The sequence below is a fragment of the Bacillus sp. IBL03825 genome (genome assembly GCF_024712505.1).
Lineage (GTDB): Bacteria > Bacillota > Bacilli > Bacillales > Bacillaceae_G > Bacillus_A > Bacillus_A wiedmannii.
This window is the reverse complement of sequence record NZ_JAMXKE010000001.1, coordinates 550001-570476: the sequence shown is the minus strand read 5'-3', so window position 1 is coordinate 570476 and position 20476 is coordinate 550001. Positions and strand designations below refer to the sequence as shown.

Genomic DNA, 20476 nt, shown 5'->3' with positions numbered 1-20476 from the left:
ATCATTGTAAGGTATAAAAAAGTATTGTATCACAGTCTTTTTTTATCTACTATTCATCTGAAATATTGAATATAGATTATGCTAAACCAATAGCAGAGTATACCTTAAGCCTATACTCCCCTATTAAAACACCCTATTTTCATTATATCATCTACAAATATATATATTTGTAAGTATCTAGTAATCTAAATGTATACAATATATCATACATTATACAGAACAAACGTTCTAAAAATCAACACTAGCACTATTATTATTTTGACCTTTTTCTTAAACAGTATACAAAAAAGAGTAGTGATTTGATTGTATCTCAAACCGGCTACTCTTTTCTTTACAATCTACCTATTAAATTATACGGCTGCACTTCCCACGTTTCGTACGGAATACAATGTGTTGCTCTCATCGCATCAAGCGTTCTGGATTTCATATGAGGACGCGTTATATACTCATCTATGTTCTCTTCATTTAAAGCAACAAATTTAGCCTCGTGTATTTCTTCAGGTTGAATTTTTATTTCACCGCTCACATATGCCACTTTAAAAACAACAGCCAAAATATGCATAGAGGCATTATAATAAACCCCTGTAATTCCAATAGGCTTCACCGTTAAACCCGTTTCCTCAAACATTTCCCTACAAATTGCTTGATCGAGCGCTTCTCCTTCTTCCACCTGTCCTCCTGGCAACTCCCACGTATCCGATCGCCAATGTACTTTAGCTAATAACACTTCATCTTTTTCATTTGTTAAATAACCTGCTACAGCAACAATATGCTTTGGTGTTTTATGTTCCATATTAAACCTCCTAGAAATAATGATTATTTCATATATCCCTATAAGCATATTCCCTGTCTACAACAAAATACCTTTACTAATTCATCAACTTAATTAACTTCATAAAAAAAGCCCCTATCCGTTAAACGGGCAGGGCTTCTATCGTATTATTCTCCTAAGTCTACGTTGTGGTAAACTTGTTGCACATCTTCTAAATCTTCTAATGCATCAACCATTTTTTCAAATTGTACTTGAGCATCTTCAGGAAGTTCTACATCACTTTGTGCAAGCATTGTTAATTCTGCAACTGTGAATTCTTCAACACCAGCATCTTTAAGTGCAGATTGTACGGAATGGAATTGATCAGGTTCAGCATACACGATAACAGAATCTTCTTCTTCTAGAATGTCACGTGCATCAACATCTGCTTCCATTAAAATTTCAAGAACTTCATCTGATGTTTTACCTTCAAGACCGATAACAGCTGTCGCATCAAACATGTAAGCTACAGAACCGTTTACACCCATGTTACCACTGTTTTTGCTGAATGCAGCTCGTACATCTGCTGCAGTACGGTTTACGTTATTTGTAAGTGTATCTACAATTACCATAGATCCGTTTGGTCCGAATCCTTCATAACGAAGCTCGTCATAATTTTCTTCTGAACCGCCTTTTGCCTTTTCAACTGCACGATCAATAATTGTTCTTGGTACGTTGTATGTTTTCGCACGTTCTAATACAACTCTAAGCGCTTGGTTTGATTCTGGATCTGGCTCGCCTTGTTTTGCTGCCACATAAATCTCACGTCCAAATTTCGCGTATATACGGCTTGTATTTGCATCTTTTGATGCTTTTTTTTCTTTAATATTATTCCATTTACGACCCATACTTTCCACTCTCTTTCCCGTTTTAAATCTACATAAAAATATTAATATAAAATATAACGTGTATTCAACACATTTTTAAAAGAAATATAAAAAGTTCATTTTTGATTCATATTACAGACATAATATAAATTACTATCATTTTGTTCTATCCGCAAGTTATATTATACATGAATTCCTACGTTTATTACGAATTTTAGAATCAGGTAACATAATTTAACAAAAAAGACTCTAACATTTCTGTTAGAGTCTTTTTACATCACCGATTCCCATAATATTTCCTTAATTACTTTCTATTGCTGTATAATTAAAATAGGAAAAAATTTGAAGAAAACATAGGGGAGAGTAATTATGACACATTCAAATGAGAAAAAAGCACATGGTCTTAAAGGGATAGGAGAAAAGCTAAACCCAACTATCTATCAAGTGAGATTCATGAAATTAGATGAACCAATTCAATTTGAATCATTTCCTGAATTAAAGGAATTAGGAGATTGGTTGAGTACTTCAACGCACATGTGGGCGTGCCACTCAACTATGTACAAGTACAACAAAGAAGAGTTTAAAAAGAGGTTTTTAGAAATTACAAACTTAACCGTTGATAATGTACTAATATCTACTGGTGCTGTCGGATTTAACTTCATGTCACCCGGGTGGAGAAATTCTCTCTAGAGTGCTCGAAGGGAATATTGTATATACAATATTTTGCTGGAATTTTATAGAATATCACAATTAAAAGGATAAAAATGAATGTTTGTTTTTATCCTTTTAATGTTTCGCAGTCTACTCACCGTACACTTTTTGTACTTATTTTGTCATATAATGAAAAGAAAATACAAAAAAACTCTATACTAATTGTATAGAGTTTTTTTCGCCGTTCATGATACCGATGGTCGGGGTCGAACCGACACTCCCGAAGGAACACGATTTTGAGTCGTAGATAAGTATTTGTAAGCCGCTTTATATGCGGGATATTCTCGAAGTATTCAGCGCTAATTGTACCGCAGTTACTTTTCCGTTCAAATCGTTACACACGATTATTTATTATTAAATTCATTGTACTATATCACACTAAAGATCGCAATCAGAAAAAAAGCTTCCTTATTATATAGCGATATATTTTTGCATGCCTCGTTACTTTCTTACTCTACTTAAATCGAAATAGAACGCATATAGGCGCATAACTGTTCATCACATTAAATCTAATCGCCTAGAATCTCCAATCTCGGTATCGTATTTTTTGAATGTAATAGATAAAAAGAAGAGGCGACGCCATTTTTAAGCATCGCCAGTCCTTCCGATAGCTATTAATACCCTCGTGCTCGCTCCATTGATCGTTGTTTATGTCGAAGTCTAACGTCGATTTTGTCCACTAGTTGATCCGCTAACATATCGATGTCGCGATCATCGCGAATGCTAACGTCGCTTAAATTCACATTCACGGTGGTATTACCGCCAGTGCCTCCGTTACTTTTAGCGCCGAATAAATCATGACCGACGCTCGGGCGATTCGCCGTTTCTATCGCCTTGAATAAATTCGCTTGCTGCGCTTGTGTTAATACCATTTCATTTTTGAGTAGACGTGCATCTATTTCGTCGAATTTTGGTCTATGCGCTGCTAATCCGTATGGAGAACCGCCGTTATGATACTTCGGCTTTTTCGTAGTTTGCGACAATGTACCGCCGTTGTGTCGCTTTTCCGCATTCGAGAAGATATTTGATACTGTACGTTGTATCGACTCTTTGATGTTGATAATGACGTCTTTAAATTCGGTTTTTGTAGCCTTTTCCCTTACCCGATCTAATTCCGCGTCGGCTTGACTCGCGTTCATGTTGAGGTTTTTTGTAACCTCTTTTTTCATTTCCGTTTCAGCATCGGCGTTCTTCTTCTGTACGTCCGCTATATCGCCCTTCGTCTTCTTTGTGTTTTCCTTTTGTGCATCCTTATTCGCCTTTGCGTCCTTCTCGCTAAAGTCGGACGTATCGCCATTCGTCTTCTTCGTATTTTCTTTAGATCCTTTCTTGTCGGCTTCGGCGTTCTTTTTATCGTGATCCGATGTGTCACCATTCGTTTTCTTCGTATTTTCTTTAGATCCTTTCTTATTTGCTTCCGCATCTTTCTTATCGAAATCTGACGTATCGCCTTTCGTCTCCTTTGTTGCGGGCTTTTCTGCCTTCTCATGTAACTCGTCGGCGTTCTTTTTCTCTTCGTCGATATTCGTAGTTACTTTCTTATCCGCAGGTTTTTCTAGTGCGCCGTTCATTAATTCGATAGATTCCGTCGTCTCTTCGACACCTTGCTTATAGGACGCGTGATTCTCTTTAGCCTGATCGATTGCCGACTTCGATTCCTTTAGCTTATCGACTTGCTTCTTCGTTGCTTCGTACTGCTCTAGCTTCTCGCCTTTTAGTTCGCCGTCAACTTTCTTCTGTTTTTCTAATTCCGATAGTACCTTTTCTTCGGCGGATAGCTTCTCGTTTACTTTCTGCGACAATTCTCCGACCGCTCCCGTAATTCCTACGGCTGCCGCATGTTCTTCGATAACTGCGTTCGTAGTCTTTTCACTCATTTGTAAACGCTGCTGCGCTGCATTCATTTGACCTTTTAACTCTGTTCCCGCAGCTTTATTTACGGCTAATTCCGTATTTGCTGAAATTAACGTTTCTCGCTTACGATTTAGGTACTCGCTCGCATTATTAATCATGCGTTCGTCGCCTTTATCTACTGCGTCGTTATACTCGCGTCGCGCTTTATCGTAACCTCGTTGTGCTTCCGCTTGATTTTTAACTAAATCTTCACGATCTTTTATCGCTTCGTTATAATTCTTCGCAGATTCGATCATATCTTCTAAATCTTTTTTCTGATTAATCATAAGTTGAGTTTGCTGTAATTCTAACTCTATACGCTGCATTTCCTTATATGAATCGCCTAACTTCCTAGCCTCGTCAGAAGTTTTAGCGATCGCATTTCCTTTTTTGTCGAAGGCTTGTTCTGTCGCAGGTGCTTTTGCTATGATCTCCGCGTTAACTTCTAGGTATTCGTTTAATTCCTCTTTTGTAGCACCTGACTTTTTACCTAACTGCTCGTACTCGTCGATAAGTTTCTGTTTGTTTGCGCCTTCTTCCGCCTTGTGAATCTCGGTAGTTAGATCGCGATAGCGTAACATTTCATCCGTAGTTAGATTAATTTTCTTCTTTAATGCGTCGTGTCTGTCCGCTAATTGGTACATTCCGTCGGCTTGCTCACCTAACGATTTATACGCATCTAACGATACTTCTTTGTACTCTCTCGTAGATCCTGACGCCTTCATAAGTACAGTCGTTAATGCGCCAACTGCTAACGATACGCCCGCAATCCATGCCGTAGCAGGATTCGTTATAAGCGCAGCACCTAAAATTTTAACCGCTGCGGTGATCTTCGTAATGTTGTTCGCTACTAATATCGCACCCGCTGCGAATGCTGCTGCTGCTAATCCGCCCGCTAAAAATGCAGGATCTAGTTGTGATAGTCCGCCGATTAGTACCGCCGCTCCTTGCGCTAATGCAGTAAACGCAGGTAATAGCGATTGCCCTAAGTTAATTGCCAATCCTTCCGCCGCAGACTTAACTTGATTCCATGCGCCTAATAACGTCTCTTGTTGGATCTTCGCTACGCGTTCCGCAGTTCCGCCCGATTCTTCTAACGTTGTTTTATATTGCTGTAATGCGGGTTGTCCTTGTGCTAGTAATGCGAGGAAACCTGCGCTTGCTTCCGTACCTACTAATTGAGCCGCAGTTACGGTCTTCTGCGCATCTGTCATTCCGTCCATTTTTGAACTAATATGACCGATTAATTCGGGAAGTGGTTTAAATTGCCCGTTCGCATCTACTACGGAAATTCCTAGCTTCTCGAATGCCTTTTGCGTTTGTCCCGTTGGATTCGCTAATGATAATAGCGCAGCCCTTAACGATGTACCCGCTTGTGATCCTTGAATACCTGCGTCGGACATCTTCGCTACCGCCGTAGCTGCGTCCGTCATATCCCAACCTAATGCATTTGCTACTGGCGCAACGTACTTCATCGCCATTCCAAGTTGACCCATATCAGTATTCGCAGTCGTGAAGGTCTTCGCTAGCACGTCCGTCGCGTGTCCCGTATCTTGCGCGGAAAGTCCAAACCCAGTCATAATATTTGATGCAATATCTGCGGCAGTGCCTAAATCGATCGCACCTGCTGCGGCTAGGTTTAAAACTGATGGAATTGCTTCGATACTATCTTGTGCAGAAAATCCCGCTAACGATAGGAAGGAAAGCCCGTCCGCCGCTTGTGAGGCACTGAATTGCGTCGTAGCACCTAAATGCTTCGCCGTATTTTCTAGTTGTTTAAATTCGGAATCGGTCGCGCCGCTGATCGCTTTAACCTTCGCCATACTTTGTTCGAAGTTCGCCGCAGCCTTTACGGAAGCCCCCACACTTGCAACGATGGCTACGCCCGCTACTGCTGACGCTTTACCTAATGCCGACATTCCTTCCGAAGTTTGTTTTGATTTAGTTGATGTTTGTTGCATTTGTGTTTGTGCTTCTTGCATTCCCCGTTTAAATTGTGCATTATCGAGGGTTAATTTTGCTTTTATTTCACCCGCATTTGCCATCTTACATCGCTCCAATTCGTGTTAGTGCGGCATAGTAACCGCCAATTGACGATGTATATCGATCTCCTTTCTTTATGTTTAAAATACGGTATGTGAAATTATAGATTACCAAAAATTAGCGTCGTACCCTCGTTGCCTAGCGTCATACGCATAGATACCGCCGTCACCTTTTAACGTAGTACGTTCTCGTGCTTCCCATACACACGTAGTATGATTATACTCAATTATATAATTATCGTATCCGTAAACTTCCCGTGCTTGTGCGATTACATCTTGTAACGTCCCTTTTAAGGTATTGTTTTCCTTATTCATTCATACTACCTCCGATAATATAGAAATATGTAGGGCGTTATCGTACGCCCTTGACGTTTTATTATTGATATTTCCGCAGTACTATCGGATTAAGTGACCGAATTTATGCGCTTTTAGATATGCCTGATACTGATCGTTATATTTTTCCATATACGTTTTACGATCGTTGGCATATTCGAATGTATTTTTTGATACTTCACGAAGTCCGCGTTCTAGTGCGATCGTGTTAACGAAGTTAGCGCCTTTCATTCTCTTCGCCGAATCTAGTAATTTAGCGAATTCTTTTTGTTCGCCGCTAGTCGTTTGATTTTCTAACTTTGTATTAATATCACCTAACGCCTTTGTTAACATTAATTTGTCAGTCGGATTTGCTGCGCCTTGAATCGCTGCTGCCGCCATTTCCGTAAAGTTCGCGTGTATTTGCTGCGCGTATGCTTGTCCTCGTTCTGCTAACGCTGCATACTTTTGAATCGCTACTAACTTCGACTTTTCCGTAGGTGCAAACATAACTCCGTTTGCTGCTTTCTTCGCATCCATATCGAATAGTGCTTGTTCTCGTTCGCTAGGTGCTTCGACGCCTTTTAATAGAACGTCTTCCGCCGCCGTGATTACTTCGCCAAGAACCGCTGAATAGTTTTTATGCTCGTTCTCGATATGAGTTAATAGCGCCGCTTCTCGTTGTAACGTATGTTTCTCGCGCTTCTCATGCTTACCTTGTGTCGATAACGTCTTATCTTGGTTAATTCGTTCGCGTGACTCTCTTAATTGTGGAATAAAGTCACGTGCCATATATCCAGTTAAGTTATTTTTAATTTGGTGCGCCTCCATTAATTTTCCTTGCATTTCCTTTACGTTTGTTTGTGTGTTTTCTACTGTCATTTTCCATTACCTCCGATTAGTTTTAGTTTATTTTATTTGATGTTGCTTGCTTTTCTTTGCTCATTAATTTGGTGAATGTAATTCACTCGATATACGGCGTATAGTACGGCGTGATCTTTCCGTTTGCTGCGCCATGCTTGATGAAATAAGTTGTTTAAAACTTCGTATGATATAGCGCTATCGCCTTTACGAATTGGTGACGGCTCTACGGTGACTCCCGCACGCTCTAATAAAAACTCGTCGCCTTCTATATCGATACGTGCGCCATGATCTCGCAGAATCATACCTTTAAACCTCGCCATAACTTCGCGAACCAATAACACCCTTTACCGAATAGTGATCGTTCTTCCTTCGGTAGTTCTTCGGATTCTGCTACGATTTGTTCGGCTGCTTTCTTACGACTTGCTCGCGCTTCGGCTAACTCATGTAACTGTTCATTCTCGTCGTCTTCTAATAATCCCAAGATACCCTCTTGTACGTGTGGATTATCGATAGTGCGCTTCGTTTCCGTCGTCATTTTAGATTCGACTAGTTGACACAACATGTCAGGATGTTCTAATAGTTCGCCGTGAATTACTTTAGTGTTTGTCATAACATCGAATGATGCGGTCGGATTATTCGCATTTAATGCGACCATTTGACGCAGTTTGTTCGGAATATTACCGCCGTGTCTAAATAATCTATCTAGTGGTGTAACAACCTCCGCTACTACATATCCCTCTTCGTACATTACTGCGATAAGAAACCACTTGTCGGCGAATTCGTGCACATCTGCGACAACTAGCGGTCTTAACGTTTCTTTTTTGTTGTTCTCTTTTTCGTGAGTTCCCATTATTTACTCGCCGCCTTTTCTCTTAGTTTTCTAGATAGATCGTGTAGTGGTGTCGCATATACGACTGAATCTAGCATTCTGAATTCATCTTCTCCAACGAATTTGACTACCTTCTCTATACTAGATTTCGTTGGAATTGATCGTCCGACTTCCCATGCTGAAACGCTACGTTTATTCGCCCCTATGAGTTCGGCGAATTTCCGTTGTGATACGCCTGTTAGCGTTCTGATTAACTTTAATTTCTCGATCGTTATTTGTTGCATTTTATCGCTCCTTTTCTCGATAGTACGTTGACCTATCGTTTAATAGATTTTGTAACATCGTATAGTTAAATAAAAACAAGGTGTAGCGGGTGGGCAATTTCCGCCAACTATATGAAAGGCGACCTTTTCCGCATATTTCCTATATAGGTCTTTAATTTTGCCCTCAAGTGTTTTAAATCTGTAATAAGACAAGTCGTTACCGCGGTAAACGCAGGAGAATGCAAACCCGCGGTAACATATCATAAGGAACTTTAATGCAGGATAGGTGGGTAGCGAATCCACCTCAAGGGATGATCGACGGAACGGGGAAATAAACCGCCGATTGAATTGATCGTATCTAACGTGGGAGCTAATAGGATCTAGTCTTCCTATACTATATGTCCCGCCGATCAGTAGTTTATTGTACTCATTGACCTATTATTTAATAGATTTTGTAACATTGTTTATTTTTCCGACGTTAACGCCTGACGTATAGCCTTCGATCTCTCAATTCTCGCGTTATAACACATTTTGCATCGCGGGATGTGACCACCACGACCGTTCTTATGAAAACTATCTAGCGGTAGTGTTTCGCCACAGTCTGTACATTTGCGGTGGTCTATAATCTCTCCGTTAACTTCGATTTGAATAATTGGCGTCAATTTATTCGTTGTTTTTGAAGCTACATTACATGGTTTGCATCGTGTTTGTTTTCCGTCGGGCGTTCTCGCGTGATTGTGAAAATTATCTAAATTTTTAACTTTTTTACAATATGAACAGTGTTTCTTATTTTTCATTTAAAAAAACCTCCGATTATTTTTATTATTTAGTCGTCTACTATTCGCATATTCGACGATGGTCGATCTCCCTTTCTTCGTATGTTTCTATTAAAGCGACATTCCTTCGCCTTCTCTTCGTTCTCTATTCGCCTTCATATGATCGGGCATTCGCTTCATATCGCGTATATCGTGATCCTTTAATTCTGCGCATAACTTCGTATATCTCTCGTTTGCTAACGGGAATCGAGATAATAGGACGCTTTTTTCTAGCGGTTGTAACGGAAGGTAGCGATTAGAATAACCTTTTCCGCGTGATACGACTCTAATCAATCCGACGTCTTTTAGCGTTTTAATGTAACCCTTTATTGCGTTGGGCTTCTTATTCATTAGTAAGGCTAGTTGAGTTTGTGTAGGATATGCGCAGCCATCATCTTCGTTGAAATATTCGACTAGGATCATATAAAGCACTAGTGTCGCCTCCCTGACGCCGTAGTCCGATAAGAATAAGTAATTTCTTAGATCACTAGGAATACGAGTCCAACGAATACCGTCGTCAAAATTGCCCTTGTTGAATGTCGGCTGCGCTGCGTATTTCTTTAGTATTTCCGATGCTGATTCGATTTTCTTTTTCTTGTTGTCCTGCATTCTTAACCTCTCCTTATGATGTGGTATCTTTCCGAATACTAGTTAGTATCGTGCCGAATACTACTAAGTATCTTTTCGAATACTAGTTAGGTATCTTTCCGAATACGTAATATATCTTTAAATAAATCTTTAAAATAGAACTTTAAAATATATCTCTGCTTCGAATTCAAAAACCGAATTCTTACAGATACGCATATAATGTATTAAGTAATTAATAGCGAAGAGAATTTATATAATACATCCCCGCCGCCGTGTTATGCGTTTGTTGCTGACGCTTATATAAACGCTTGTGCTTTCTCGTTTTGGGTTAACGTCGATAATTTCTTTTTACCGTCTCGCTCGTTTTCCCCGACACTTATATAAACGCTAGCTTACGAGAACAAGGGCGATGTCTATTAAAATTAAGTTAATGCGCTAAATCGATAACAATACGCACTAGATTCACTTGTATGTCGTTTTAACGAAGAATAGGTACAAAACATTAGAAGGCGTTAGACGACGCACACGGGACAAATATAACGCCTTGAGTTTAAAAACTATGGGCGAATTTTTTACGAAGTGTGACCGCTGGGATTTTGGTAGCGTTGGTGAAATCGATAGACTTCGTGTAGTCTGCGTATAAACCCTATGGGATTTTTTGCGAGCGCGCTTTGTGAATACCGTTGCTGTCGACGACGTCATCAGCCTCATGGGGGTCACGGTATTTTTCGTTTGGATGGGCGGCGACGTGTCGTACCGTGCTCTCGACTCTTCCGACTCGCTGCGATGCGTTCACGACGATCGCTTCGACTCGTTCATTCGCTTGTTACAAGTCTTTGTTAATAGTTTTGTTAATTCGCTTGTTAATCGAAGAGAGAACGAAGAAAGAAGTTTAATTAAATTCTTTTATTCTTTTTAATAGAAGAAAGATGAACGAAGATACTCGAATCATTCCGAAGACAACGATCAAAGAAGAACGAAGACAAACGTTTTATAATTCTTCTCACGATTCTTTTAACGCAGCTTTAAGATGATTCGAATACAATTGCATACGATACCGCACCATTACACGCAGCGCTATGACCGTGTAATGGTGCGGTATCGTGACGTGGTGACGTGCGGTGTATTCGTGTAGACGTATCGATCTATTAGCGCATAGACTTATGACATTAATGTATGTAGGCGATTGGTAACGATAATATAGAACGAATGTGAGACGACATATGACGACTATGTGTGCGGACATATATATACGGCTTGTTATATCGGGGTATTATATAACGGGGTGTTGAGATACGTATGCGCCCTATTGGTAGATACATGCAGCATCTAGGAAAATCGAGAACATATAACAGGGTGTTTTTATATACAATGCGTCCCGTGGGTAATGTCATAATCATTTTATGTCATAACTCTTAAGTATTGACACAAGAAATAGAATGCTTTAATATAAGGGTATCAACTCATGTCATATCTTTATGTCAAAAGGTACGGCGCAGAAATGGAGAATTATAATGAAATATGGATATGCTCGTGTTAGTACAATGGCGCAGGAATTTGAGACACAATTACAAACGCTAAAAGATGAAGGCTGCGAAGTTATTTATTCTGAAAAGTTCACGGGAACAATGACAGATCGTCCCGAATTAACGAAGGTACTCGAAGTACTATGCGAAGGAGATACGCTTGTCGTAACGAAGCTAGACCGATTAGCGCGTAATACAAAAGAAGGTATCGCCATAATCGAAGATCTTTTTAATAGGGGCGTAAAGGTTCACGTTTTAAATGTTGGGTTACTAGAAAATACGACTATGGGACGCTTTTTTATGCAAACTATGTTAGCAGTAGCCGAAATGGAGCGTAATTTGATCGTAGAACGTACGCAGGAAGGAAAGGCGCTTGCTAAACAGAACCCGAATTTTACGGAAGGTCGCCCAAAAGTCCACAATAACAAGAAATTAGATGAAGCTATGCGATTAAAATCGGAAATGAAATATAGTTTCCGTCAATTATCGGATGTTACGAATATATCAATGAGCACATTACAACGACACGCACGTAAATTAAAAAACGAGGGCATCGATATTTAATCGGTGTCTTTTTGTGTGCGCAGAAATTACCGAACACATAAACCCCTTGAGGTCGGGAAGCCTCTTCCAATCCGCCGCCTTGCTGATGTATAATGATAACTACCGAAATGTAGCGACGTGTACCGATCCCTATGAGTTTCGTATATACGTAAATCATTGTAACTATTTACGTGACATGTAAACCACCGTAAACCTCACTCTCGCAAGGGATTCGCCGTTTCACCGAAAATATTACATGAGTTTACATTAAGGTAGCGCCAACAAAATGCCGACTCTACCTCGTTAAGTAAATTTATCCTATATCAAATTTTTTAGTTTCTAGGTTTATTTTTCTTCAATGCAACAATCGCTATTACTCCGCCTACAATCGTTACTATGTGTTCTGTCATTTCTAAAACATCTTTCACAAGGTCTACCAAATAGCTACACTCTCCTTTCTCGCATCACGTTGCGTGCGTGATTTAATAATTCAAGCGTAGCATAAAAAACAGTAATTGAATTTATCCAAAAACGACGGTAGCATTGATAAGTTTTTTCACAAAAGCCTTATATATCAAGGGATTCAATGAGTTACCATTTTCAACAGGAATTACACGTGAAACAATAATATCCGACAATTCTACACAGATATTAATTAACGTTATATTTAAATTAAATAATATTTTGTATAAATAAAAAAGGAGTTGCGCTATATCCAACGTAAGAGCGTCGGAGCACAACCCCATAGCCTACGCAGAATTTCCACAACTACGTAGACCGCTTCTGCCAGACGTACAAACGCTATTAGAAGTGTTAGAAAACTATTATATCACTTCGTACACTCCGAAGCATAGTAAGTCATGACACTGTCAAACGTTTCCCCGTTTTCTTCGCTAATCTTCTAGGTATTTCGCTTTTACTTCCCGCAGGATCATAAAGTGCGGTATCATATCCAAAAAGGTAATTGTACGTTAATGTGTTGTATAATAAAAGTATATATACCGATATGTATATAGTGTGAAAAGGATTTGCAGAAATTAAAGCCTATTTGAAATTTCAGAGTGGGGGGAATTACTATTGAAACTTACTAGTAATATGAAATGTCCTTGTGGGAGTGGAAAAAAGTATAAAAACTGTTGCAAAACTGTGGATGATGAAGAGAAAATTATTTATCTGAAGGCTGAACAAAAACTATTGTTTGAATTATGTATATCTGAAGACCTTGAGGATTTTTCATTTTCATATGGTGATATTAAAATAGAATTGGATGTTAACGAAGGTAAATTTATAGCAATTCAAAAAACAACGGTTTCTAACCGTGTAGTAAAGGCACTTTTAGAAGAACATGCGAATATTAAATGTATGGAAAAAACGATTTCAGATGATGTAATTATGATAATCAAAGATTTATGGTCGCCATTATCTTCAGCAATTGATGATTTAACAAATTGGATTCATCTAACATTGTTTATCAATCATAATGGCGGTTTAACAAATGCAGCGACAAATACATTCAGTATTGATCAAAAAACTTGGAGAAAAGGTCCTATTGATTTAGAAGCACATATTATATTTAAACGACCTTATAATCTAACCCAAGAAAGAAAGAATTATATACAGAGACAGTTAAATAATGAAAGATTACCTTTTATAGCTTTTAAGTATTTAAAAAAAGCTAAGAATGAAGAAGAAAAAGAAATTAAATGGATTAACGCTACGATTGCTGCTGAATTAGCTGTTAAAGAGTTCTATATGAATTACGATGGAAAATTAAACTTTATTGTGTTAGAAATGCCATCTCCACCACTGTATAAAATGTATGGTAAAATGTTGGAATCTATTACTGGGAAAAAATGTTCAAAACTCAAATCAATACAAAAAGGTGTAGAAATAAGGAATTCATTAGTACATAGACCGAGTGAGCAGAAACTATCGACACCTCAAGTTAATCAATATATATCTGATGTGGAGACTGCAATTTTCGAACTTTTAGATATATTAGGACAAGACAAGAAATTTGTGGATGATTTTAATGAATATGAACAAGACAGAATTAAGCTCTATGAGGAATTTAAAAAATATGAAGCACGTTTTGTAATATCTAAAGATGGAGAAAAGGATCTATTTGCAAATATAAAATATCCTAATTAAAAATTAATTTCGAATGAAGATACCTACTTATAATACTTAATAGCAATGTGGCGGGACTCCTAATAAAGATTTAACAAATAATCTGCTTATAAAAAGAGCTACTTATCGTCCTGCCACATATCGCTGATACCACCGCTAGGTGTATTCCATTTGATCGCACAATGTATATTACTTATTTTCATTGATTGAATACTCGCGTATCTCATCGATAAATCCCGCATTTCCCATCATGTGAAGGGCTTTCTGTAATTCGCCTTCTGTATAACTATCGCGTGCCGTACGCCCTACATTTACAAGTCGTAGCAACTTATGAAATTCTGTTCTTCCATTCGCCTTTAATGCGTCATGTATCGCATTAATTAGATCATTAACGTTATTACTCTGCATTAGCTTCTTGCCTCCTTTCCGCTAGTTTCGCGAGATTCATCGCTTTTAAGCGTTGTGAATGTTATTTTCTTCGTTCTTGTATCTGACGAAATGTGATCGGCTGAATGTAATCGCAGCTTGTCACCTTCTTCTAGATATGATTTCGGTTAAACACGCCAAGCCTACCGATAATCCAAACGCCACGCCGAACGCTGCTACGTATAGATTACCGAATGCCTTCGCTGCGGACATAAAGAAAAATGCGAATACGATTAGGTACGTTACTTTACGATTATTTTTCATAGTATAATTCCTCCGTCTTTTTCCGAACTTTTATATGTCCTCTTACTTCTTTCTCTTCCGTCTAACGTCTCCTATTCTCGCAGTAATAACCGATGCAACTACCGCCATTGCAAACACTACTGCCAGTCCCCCTATAATGACGTTCCCTATTATTTTCGTAACTATCAAAAGTACGAACGCAACTATTAACAGGTTAGTCCTAGCATTTTTCTCTTTCCACTTTCTCTTCACGCTATAATATCCTCCCTTCTGACGTTCCTTTTACGAAGTCTCTTCTTAAAACTTCTTATCGTACTTCTAGCGGAATCAAATGATCGCCCCGTCTTTTTTGATAATGCTCTAGAGATTTCAGCCTCCGTAATCTTATCGTAATCCTCCGCCGTATGTATCATAGTATCTAGTACAATAAAATCTATTTTCTTCACGCATATGTTCTCGTATAACCTTGCGTATGTCTCTTCATATGTACTTGCATTGCCGATCGCCTTTTCTTCCGTAGCATCTGTACAGTCCAACGCTTTAAATACGTTACTATCTTCTATAAGCGTTAACTTATCTCGTTTTTCTCCCCTTCTTCCACAATAGTCTCGTAATGATCGATAGATAAAGTACTTCACTCTTTTGTCGAAGTCTCCTCGCTCTACATCAAACGTTCTAATTGCATATCTTATTCTACGGAAACAATCGTCTATAAAGTGTACTTCGTTATTTATCTTATGCCAATTATCTTTGGCTAGTCGTTCGATCAGCGGTATGTAGTGCGCCTCGATCCTCGTTCTATATTTATTATTATCACATATTCTCATGTAATAATCTTCCACTTCTTTTTTAGCTAATATCGCTATTCTATTTAACGTTGCATTTATATCTTCGTCTCTATCGGCATACTGTCTTATAGTAAGTCTGCTTTCCATACGTAAGTCCTCCGCCTCTTGTAGCGCCCTGTGTCGACCTTCGATGTTTAACTCACTCCGCTAGTGGCGTTCAATATCGAATTTATGCTATTGACGAATGGTGACGCATCGACTAGCAGAGGCGAGGAAGTCGTAGGAAGCAGGGCGCAGTTTTCACCCCTATTCGCATAGATAAAAAATAACGAAGCGGTTAAAATTCGTCAGATTTCGTGTATATCAATGCAAATAGAGGTAAGGCGTTAACAACTAGCGTCGGCTCGTTGTGTGAGGTTTTCAGTAACGCATTCCCCGTCCTTTACGATTTCTCGTAATATCGACTTTCTACACTACAAAACGTCCCGTAGTGCGTAAATCTTTCGATACACCCTGTTACCGTAGTAACAACGTATTTCCACCCTTGCCGTACAATGCCCGCAATCGGCTAGTCCTATACGACGCACGGGGAATGATATGCGTTGAATTGTATAGCGCTAGTGGTTGCGGCGGTCTAGCTACCCTTTTACGTTTTTATAGCGGTACGGCTTCCGCTTTTTGACTTACCGCATCAGTACCTAAAAAAGACATTACTAAAGACGCCTTGCAATCTTCGAATTTTTTCGATAGAATGGAGGTACTAGATGACGGTGTCGTCGGTTATTTACTTATATGTGAAATTTTTGAGTCCCCGACGGCAATCGGAGACTTTTTTCGTTATCTTTTTTAAACGTACCGTTTTTCTAACACCTTTAACGGTGAAAACTTTTTATGCGCTTCTCTTACGTCATTACCGAATAAATTAACGTACGTTTTTACGATCTCCATACTCGTATGACCTAAGATCGCTTGTAACTCGAATATATTTGCTCCTTGTTGTACAGATAGCTTCGCAAATGTATGTCGGAAAGTATGCGGACTACATCTAACGCCCTTTATACCCGACATTTCTCCGTACTTTTGTAAACGATTCTGTAATGCTCGTTTAGATAAACGTGAATTATCCACTGTTACAAACAATGCATCCTCTTCTACGTAACCACGAATCGCAATATATTTCTTTAACTGATTCTTCATATTCGATTGAAACGGGACTAATCTCTCCCGATAACTCTTCGCATTACGTACGCATAGTAAATTGTCTTCCCATCGAATATCCGCTAAGGACAGACCTATTAATTCATTAGCCCTTACCCCTGTTTCCAGTAATAGCATCATCATTGTGTAATCTCTAACCCCTGTGAACGTTTTTAAGTCGGGTTGTCGAAATAGCTTGTCTAACTGTTCTTTTGTAAATGTTGCAATTACATGCTTACGATCTTTTAAAAGTTGTACTTTTTCAAATGGGTTCTTCGGTATATGTTTGTTCTTATATAGAAAATTAAAGAACGCACGTAAAGCCCTTAGCCGTGTATTAATCGTAACAATGCGCGCTCCCTTATAATTTCGAAGATACAAGATTACATTCTCTTTAATATGCTCTTCTGTTACATGGCTTGGTTTTAAGATGCTAGGATCTATGCCTTGTTCATTTAATTGATTAAGGAATGTATTTAATTCACTTCGATAAAATTTCATAGTGTATGGTCGAAGATTACGGATTTCGCAGTCTTTTAAAAATAACAATATCGCATCCTCAAACGTCTCTACATACGATTTTGTTGTCCGACGCAGAATAGCTAGTTCACTATCGTCTAATACGTTTTTACGTCTACTCATAAACGCCTATCCTCCTATCGTTGCGGGATAATCAGTGTACACGATTGGCGGAGAGGTATTAGCGCATAAATAGAGCGCTTAGGGCATAAAAAAAGCGTCTCCCACCGCAGTAGGAAACGCTTGATATTTCGTAGTATTCTCGCATATTGTCCGCTTACAAACGCAAAAAAAGAGATGATTACTCATCTCTTCTCTTAATCCGTTCATGATACCGATGGTCGGGGTCGAACCGACACTCCCGAAGGAACACGATTTTGAGTCGTGCGCGTCTGCCAATTCCGCCACATCGGCACAAAAGAAAGGCGGCAACCGGATTTGAACCGGTGGTAAAGGTTTTGCAGACCTCTGCCTTACCACTTGGCTATGCCGCCATGTTAAATTTTATTGGAGCGGAAGACGGGATTCGAACCCGCGACCCCAACCTTGGCAAGGTTGTATTCTACCACTGAACTACTTCCGCAAAAATGGCTGGGCTAGCTGGATTCGAACCAGCGCATGACGGAGTCAAAGTCCGTTGCCTTACCGCTTGGCTATAGCCCATCGAATTCTTACTTAATTATATGTAAGTATCAATTAAATTATTTGTAATTTTAAAAATAAAAATGGGGCGACTGATGGGAATCGAACCCACGAATGCCGGAGCCACAATCCGGTGCGTTAACCACTTCGCCACAACCGCCATGTTGTGTAAATATATTTGGCAGGGGCAGTAGGAATCGAACCCACACTGGAGGTTTTGGAGACCTCAGTTCTACCTTTAAACTATGCCCCTATGTAAATGGTGGAGGGGGGCAGATTCGAACTGCCGAACCCGAAGGAGCGGATTTACAGTCCGCCGCGTTTAGCCACTTCGCTACCCCTCCGAAACTTACATGGTGCCGGCTAGAGGACTTGAACCCCCAACCTACTGATTACAAGTCAGTTGCTCTACCAATTGAGCTAAGCCGGCGTATATTATTAAGATAAATGGTGGCTCGGGACGGAATCGAACCGCCGACACGAGGATTTTCAGTCCTCTGCTCTACCGACTGAGCTACCGAGCCTTATTAAAATGGCGGTCCCGACCGGGGTCGAACCGGCGATCTCCTGCGTGACAGGCAGGCATGTTAACCACTACACCACGGGACCATTTGGTTGCGGGGACAGGATTTGAACCTGCGACCTTCGGGTTATGAGCCCGACGAGCTACCGTGCTGCTCCACCCCGCGATAATACTATTCATATAATTTATATGGTGGAGGATGACGGGATCGAACCGCCGACCCCCTGCTTGTAAGGCAGGTGCTCTCCCAGCTGAGCTAATCCTCCAAAAGTGGTGACCCGTACGGGATTCGAACCCGTGTTACCGCCGTGAAAGGGCGGTGTCTTAACCACTTGACCAACGGGCCAAATATTATAAATCCTATGGCGGAGAGCAAGGGATTCGAACCCTTGATACGCTTGTGACGTATACACGATTTCCAATCGTGCTCCTTCGGCCAACTCGGACAGCTCTCCAATGGCTCCGCAGGTAGGAATCGAACCTACGACCGATCGGTTAACAGCCGATAGCTCTACCGCTGAGCTACTGCGGAATAATATTGCCTGGCAACGTCCTACTCTCACAGGGACAAGGTCCCAACTACCATCGGCGCTAGAGAGCTTAACTTCCGTGTTCGGTATGGGAACGGGTGTGACCTCTCTGCCATCATTACCAGACATTATTCTTTTGAGACAATCATTATTATAACTTATTTTCTTTAAAAGTCAACAAGTTTTTTATGTTCTCTCAAAACTAGATAACATTGCTACATATTATATGGTTAAGTCCTCGATCTATTAGTATTCGTCAGCTCCACATGTCACCATGCTTCCACCTCGAACCTATCAACCTGATCATCTTTCAGGGATCTTACTAGCTTACGCTATGGGAAATCTCATCTTGAGGGGGGCTTCATGCTTAGATGCTTTCAGCACTTATCCCTTCCGCACATAGCTACCCAGCTATGCCCTTGGCAGAACAACTGGTACACCAGCGGTGCGTCCATCCCGGTCCTCTCGTACTAAGGACAGCTCCTCTCAAATTTCCTACGCCCACGACGGATAGGGACCGAACTGTCTCACGACGTTCTGAACCCAGCTCGCGTACCGCTTTAATGGGCGAACAGCCCAACCCTTGGGACCGACTACAGCCCCAGGATGCGATGAGCCGACATCGAGGTGCCAAACCTCCCCGTCGATGTGGACTCTTGGGGGAGATAAGCCTGTTATCCCCGGGGTAGCTTTTATCCGTTGAGCGATGGCCCTTCCATGCGGAACCACCGGATCACTAAGCCCGACTTTCGTCCCTGCTCGACTTGTAGGTCTCGCAGTCAAGCTCCCTTATGCCTTTGCACTCTACGAATGATTTCCAACCATTCTGAGGGAACCTTTGGGCGCCTCCGTTACACTTTAGGAGGCGACCGCCCCAGTCAAACTGCCCACCTGACACTGTCTCCCGGGTCGATAAGACCCGTAGGTTAGAATTTCAATACATTCAGGGCGGTATCCCACCAGCGCCTCCACCGAAGCTAGCGCTCCGGTTTCAATGGCTCCCGCCTATCCTGTACAAAATGTACCAAAATTCAATATCAGGCTACAGTAAAGCTCCACGGGGTCTTTCCGTCCTGTCGCGGGTAACCTGCATCTTCACAGGTACTATAATTTCACCGAGTCTCTGGTTGAGACAGTGCCCAAATCGTTACACCTTTCGTGCGGGTCGGAACTTACCCGACAAGGAATTTCGCTACCTTAGGACCGTTATAGTTACGGCCGCCGTTTACTGGGGCTTCAGTTCAGAGCTTCGCTTACGCTAACCCCTCTCCTTAACCTTCCAGCACCGGGCAGGTGTCAGCCCCTATACTTCGCCTTACGGCTTCGCAGAGACCTGTGTTTTTGCTAAACAGTCGCTTGGGCCTATTCACTGCGGCTTTCCGTTAAGAAAGCACCCCTTCTCCCGAAGTTACGGGGTCATTTTGCCGAGTTCCTTAACCAGAGTTCTCTCGCAC

The 20476-nt window shown here is 40.6% G+C and carries 17 protein-coding genes, 15 tRNA genes and 2 rRNA genes (1 of these 34 only partly in view); 3 read left to right on the top strand and 31 right to left on the bottom strand.

What is annotated here, in order from left to right; all coding sequences use genetic code 11:
• Window positions 1-331: 331 nt before the first annotated feature.
• Together NHG49_RS03080 and NHG49_RS03075 are read right to left on the bottom strand one after the other, a co-directional pair.
• Window positions 332-793 carry an NUDIX hydrolase gene (locus tag NHG49_RS03080; protein ID WP_258125548.1) on the bottom strand — a complete coding sequence of 154 codons (462 nt, stop codon included), beginning with the start codon at window positions 791-793 and terminating at the stop codon, window positions 332-334.
• Between the two features lie 146 nt (window positions 794-939).
• Window positions 940-1659 (bottom strand): YebC/PmpR family DNA-binding transcriptional regulator, encoded by a 720-nt coding sequence (locus tag NHG49_RS03075; protein ID WP_000532975.1) that lies wholly within the window; start codon window positions 1657-1659, stop codon window positions 940-942.
• Window positions 1660-2007: 348 nt separating this feature from the next.
• On the opposite strand from NHG49_RS03075, the gene NHG49_RS03070 reads away from it, so the two are divergent.
• Window positions 2008-2328, top strand: a complete 321-nt coding sequence (locus NHG49_RS03070) for a DUF3884 family protein (protein ID WP_064477163.1) — start codon at window positions 2008-2010, stop codon at window positions 2326-2328.
• A 635-nt stretch (window positions 2329-2963) separates the two neighbouring features.
• Here the strand turns inward: NHG49_RS03070 and NHG49_RS03065 are convergent.
• From NHG49_RS03065 to NHG49_RS03035, 7 genes are all read right to left on the bottom strand, one after another.
• Window positions 2964-6302, bottom strand: a complete 3339-nt coding sequence (locus NHG49_RS03065) for a phage tail tape measure protein (RefSeq protein ID WP_258125547.1) — start codon at window positions 6300-6302, stop codon at window positions 2964-2966.
• Window positions 6303-6392: 90 nt separating this feature from the next.
• The gene (locus NHG49_RS03060; RefSeq protein WP_258125546.1) at window positions 6393-6599 is read right to left on the bottom strand and encodes a hypothetical protein; all 207 of its coding nucleotides are present in this window, start codon (window positions 6597-6599) and stop codon (window positions 6393-6395) included.
• Between the two features lie 81 nt (window positions 6600-6680).
• A complete protein-coding gene (locus tag NHG49_RS03055) occupies window positions 6681-7478 on the bottom strand; it encodes a hypothetical protein (protein WP_258125545.1) in 798 nt (265 codons plus the stop codon).
• Window positions 7479-7510: 32 nt separating this feature from the next.
• Window positions 7511-7762, bottom strand: coding sequence for a hypothetical protein (locus tag NHG49_RS03050; protein WP_258125544.1), 252 nt, complete (start codon window positions 7760-7762; stop codon window positions 7511-7513).
• Window positions 7759-8310 carry a hypothetical protein gene (locus NHG49_RS03045; protein ID WP_258125543.1) on the bottom strand — a complete coding sequence of 184 codons (552 nt, stop codon included), beginning with the start codon at window positions 8308-8310 and terminating at the stop codon, window positions 7759-7761. The genes NHG49_RS03050 and NHG49_RS03045 overlap by 4 nt, the downstream gene beginning before the upstream one ends.
• Complete coding sequence (locus tag NHG49_RS03040) at window positions 8310-8573, bottom strand: helix-turn-helix domain-containing protein (protein WP_098977560.1); 264 nt, start codon at window positions 8571-8573, stop codon at window positions 8310-8312. The genes NHG49_RS03045 and NHG49_RS03040 overlap by 1 nt, the downstream gene beginning before the upstream one ends.
• Before the next feature lie 866 nt (window positions 8574-9439).
• Window positions 9440-9799, bottom strand: a complete 360-nt coding sequence (locus NHG49_RS03035; protein ID WP_258125541.1) for a helix-turn-helix domain-containing protein — start codon at window positions 9797-9799, stop codon at window positions 9440-9442.
• 1670 nt (window positions 9800-11469) lie between these two features.
• Here NHG49_RS03035 and NHG49_RS03030 point away from each other — a divergent pair.
• Window positions 11470-12045: a recombinase family protein gene (locus NHG49_RS03030; RefSeq protein ID WP_258125540.1), complete on the top strand. Its 576-nt coding sequence runs from the start codon at window positions 11470-11472 to the stop codon at window positions 12043-12045.
• A 1056-nt stretch (window positions 12046-13101) separates the two neighbouring features.
• Complete coding sequence (locus tag NHG49_RS03025) at window positions 13102-14175, top strand: SEC-C domain-containing protein (RefSeq protein WP_000779389.1); 1074 nt, start codon at window positions 13102-13104, stop codon at window positions 14173-14175.
• A 168-nt stretch (window positions 14176-14343) separates the two neighbouring features.
• On the opposite strand, the gene NHG49_RS03020 is transcribed toward NHG49_RS03025, so the two are convergent.
• The 22 genes from NHG49_RS03020 to NHG49_RS02915 form a co-directional block, all read right to left on the bottom strand.
• The gene (locus NHG49_RS03020; protein ID WP_258125539.1) at window positions 14344-14562 is read right to left on the bottom strand and encodes a hypothetical protein; all 219 of its coding nucleotides are present in this window, start codon (window positions 14560-14562) and stop codon (window positions 14344-14346) included.
• Between the two features lie 120 nt (window positions 14563-14682).
• Window positions 14683-14844 carry a hypothetical protein gene (locus NHG49_RS03015; protein ID WP_258125538.1) on the bottom strand — a complete coding sequence of 54 codons (162 nt, stop codon included), beginning with the start codon at window positions 14842-14844 and terminating at the stop codon, window positions 14683-14685.
• 42 nt (window positions 14845-14886) lie between these two features.
• Window positions 14887-15075 carry a hypothetical protein gene (locus tag NHG49_RS03010; protein ID WP_258125537.1) on the bottom strand — a complete coding sequence of 63 codons (189 nt, stop codon included), beginning with the start codon at window positions 15073-15075 and terminating at the stop codon, window positions 14887-14889.
• Window positions 15072-15758 (bottom strand): hypothetical protein, encoded by a 687-nt coding sequence (locus NHG49_RS03005; protein WP_000445882.1) that lies wholly within the window; start codon window positions 15756-15758, stop codon window positions 15072-15074. The genes NHG49_RS03010 and NHG49_RS03005 overlap by 4 nt, the downstream gene beginning before the upstream one ends.
• A 699-nt stretch (window positions 15759-16457) precedes the next feature.
• Complete coding sequence (locus tag NHG49_RS03000) at window positions 16458-17450, bottom strand: tyrosine-type recombinase/integrase (protein WP_242325905.1); 993 nt, start codon at window positions 17448-17450, stop codon at window positions 16458-16460.
• A 209-nt stretch (window positions 17451-17659) separates the two neighbouring features.
• Window positions 17660-17741: transfer RNA gene (locus NHG49_RS02995), tRNA-Leu, on the bottom strand.
• A 9-nt stretch (window positions 17742-17750) separates the two neighbouring features.
• Window positions 17751-17821, bottom strand: a tRNA-Cys gene (locus NHG49_RS02990).
• A 14-nt stretch (window positions 17822-17835) separates the two neighbouring features.
• Window positions 17836-17910 (bottom strand) — tRNA-Gly (locus NHG49_RS02985).
• 5 nt (window positions 17911-17915) lie between these two features.
• Window positions 17916-17990 (bottom strand) — tRNA-Gln (locus tag NHG49_RS02980).
• 63 nt (window positions 17991-18053) lie between these two features.
• A tRNA-His gene (locus NHG49_RS02975) sits at window positions 18054-18129 on the bottom strand.
• 19 nt (window positions 18130-18148) lie between these two features.
• Window positions 18149-18222: transfer RNA gene (locus NHG49_RS02970), tRNA-Trp, on the bottom strand.
• Between the two features lie 7 nt (window positions 18223-18229).
• Window positions 18230-18313 (bottom strand) — tRNA-Tyr (locus NHG49_RS02965).
• Between the two features lie 10 nt (window positions 18314-18323).
• A tRNA-Thr gene (locus tag NHG49_RS02960) sits at window positions 18324-18399 on the bottom strand.
• Window positions 18400-18417: 18 nt separating this feature from the next.
• Window positions 18418-18493: transfer RNA gene (locus NHG49_RS02955), tRNA-Phe, on the bottom strand.
• A 9-nt stretch (window positions 18494-18502) separates the two neighbouring features.
• Window positions 18503-18578 (bottom strand) — tRNA-Asp (locus NHG49_RS02950).
• 3 nt (window positions 18579-18581) lie between these two features.
• Window positions 18582-18658, bottom strand: a tRNA-Met gene (locus NHG49_RS02945).
• A 24-nt stretch (window positions 18659-18682) separates the two neighbouring features.
• Window positions 18683-18758 (bottom strand) — tRNA-Val (locus NHG49_RS02940).
• A 5-nt stretch (window positions 18759-18763) separates the two neighbouring features.
• Window positions 18764-18838 (bottom strand) — tRNA-Glu (locus tag NHG49_RS02935).
• Between the two features lie 17 nt (window positions 18839-18855).
• Window positions 18856-18947, bottom strand: a tRNA-Ser gene (locus NHG49_RS02930).
• Between the two features lie 2 nt (window positions 18948-18949).
• Window positions 18950-19024 (bottom strand) — tRNA-Asn (locus NHG49_RS02925).
• A gap of 8 nt (window positions 19025-19032) precedes the next feature.
• Window positions 19033-19148 (bottom strand): 5S ribosomal RNA (rrf, locus tag NHG49_RS02920).
• A 100-nt stretch (window positions 19149-19248) separates the two neighbouring features.
• A 23S ribosomal RNA gene (locus NHG49_RS02915) occupies window positions 19249-20476 on the bottom strand (it continues 1694 nt past the right edge of the window).

Coding starts and splice junctions, on each gene's coding strand:
- NHG49_RS03030 (WP_258125540.1), top strand. CDS start 11,470: ATGAAATATGGATATGCTCGTGTTAGTACAATGGCGCAGGAATTTGAG.
- NHG49_RS03060 (WP_258125546.1), bottom strand. CDS start 6,599: ATGAATAAGGAAAACAATACCTTAAAAGGGACGTTACAAGATGTAATC.
- NHG49_RS03070 (WP_064477163.1), top strand. CDS start 2,008: ATGACACATTCAAATGAGAAAAAAGCACATGGTCTTAAAGGGATAGGA.
- NHG49_RS03075 (WP_000532975.1), bottom strand. CDS start 1,659: ATGGGTCGTAAATGGAATAATATTAAAGAAAAAAAAGCATCAAAAGAT.
- NHG49_RS03005 (WP_000445882.1), bottom strand. CDS start 15,758: ATGGAAAGCAGACTTACTATAAGACAGTATGCCGATAGAGACGAAGAT.
- NHG49_RS03055 (WP_258125545.1), bottom strand. CDS start 7,478: ATGACAGTAGAAAACACACAAACAAACGTAAAGGAAATGCAAGGAAAA.
- NHG49_RS03040 (WP_098977560.1), bottom strand. CDS start 8,573: ATGCAACAAATAACGATCGAGAAATTAAAGTTAATCAGAACGCTAACA.
- NHG49_RS03020 (WP_258125539.1), bottom strand. CDS start 14,562: ATGCAGAGTAATAACGTTAATGATCTAATTAATGCGATACATGACGCA.
- NHG49_RS03050 (WP_258125544.1), bottom strand. CDS start 7,762: ATGATTCTGCGAGATCATGGCGCACGTATCGATATAGAAGGCGACGAG.
- NHG49_RS03080 (WP_258125548.1), bottom strand. CDS start 793: ATGGAACATAAAACACCAAAGCATATTGTTGCTGTAGCAGGTTATTTA.
- NHG49_RS03015 (WP_258125538.1), bottom strand. CDS start 14,844: ATGAAAAATAATCGTAAAGTAACGTACCTAATCGTATTCGCATTTTTC.
- NHG49_RS03000 (WP_242325905.1), bottom strand. CDS start 17,450: ATGAGTAGACGTAAAAACGTATTAGACGATAGTGAACTAGCTATTCTG.
- NHG49_RS03045 (WP_258125543.1), bottom strand. CDS start 8,310: ATGGGAACTCACGAAAAAGAGAACAACAAAAAAGAAACGTTAAGACCG.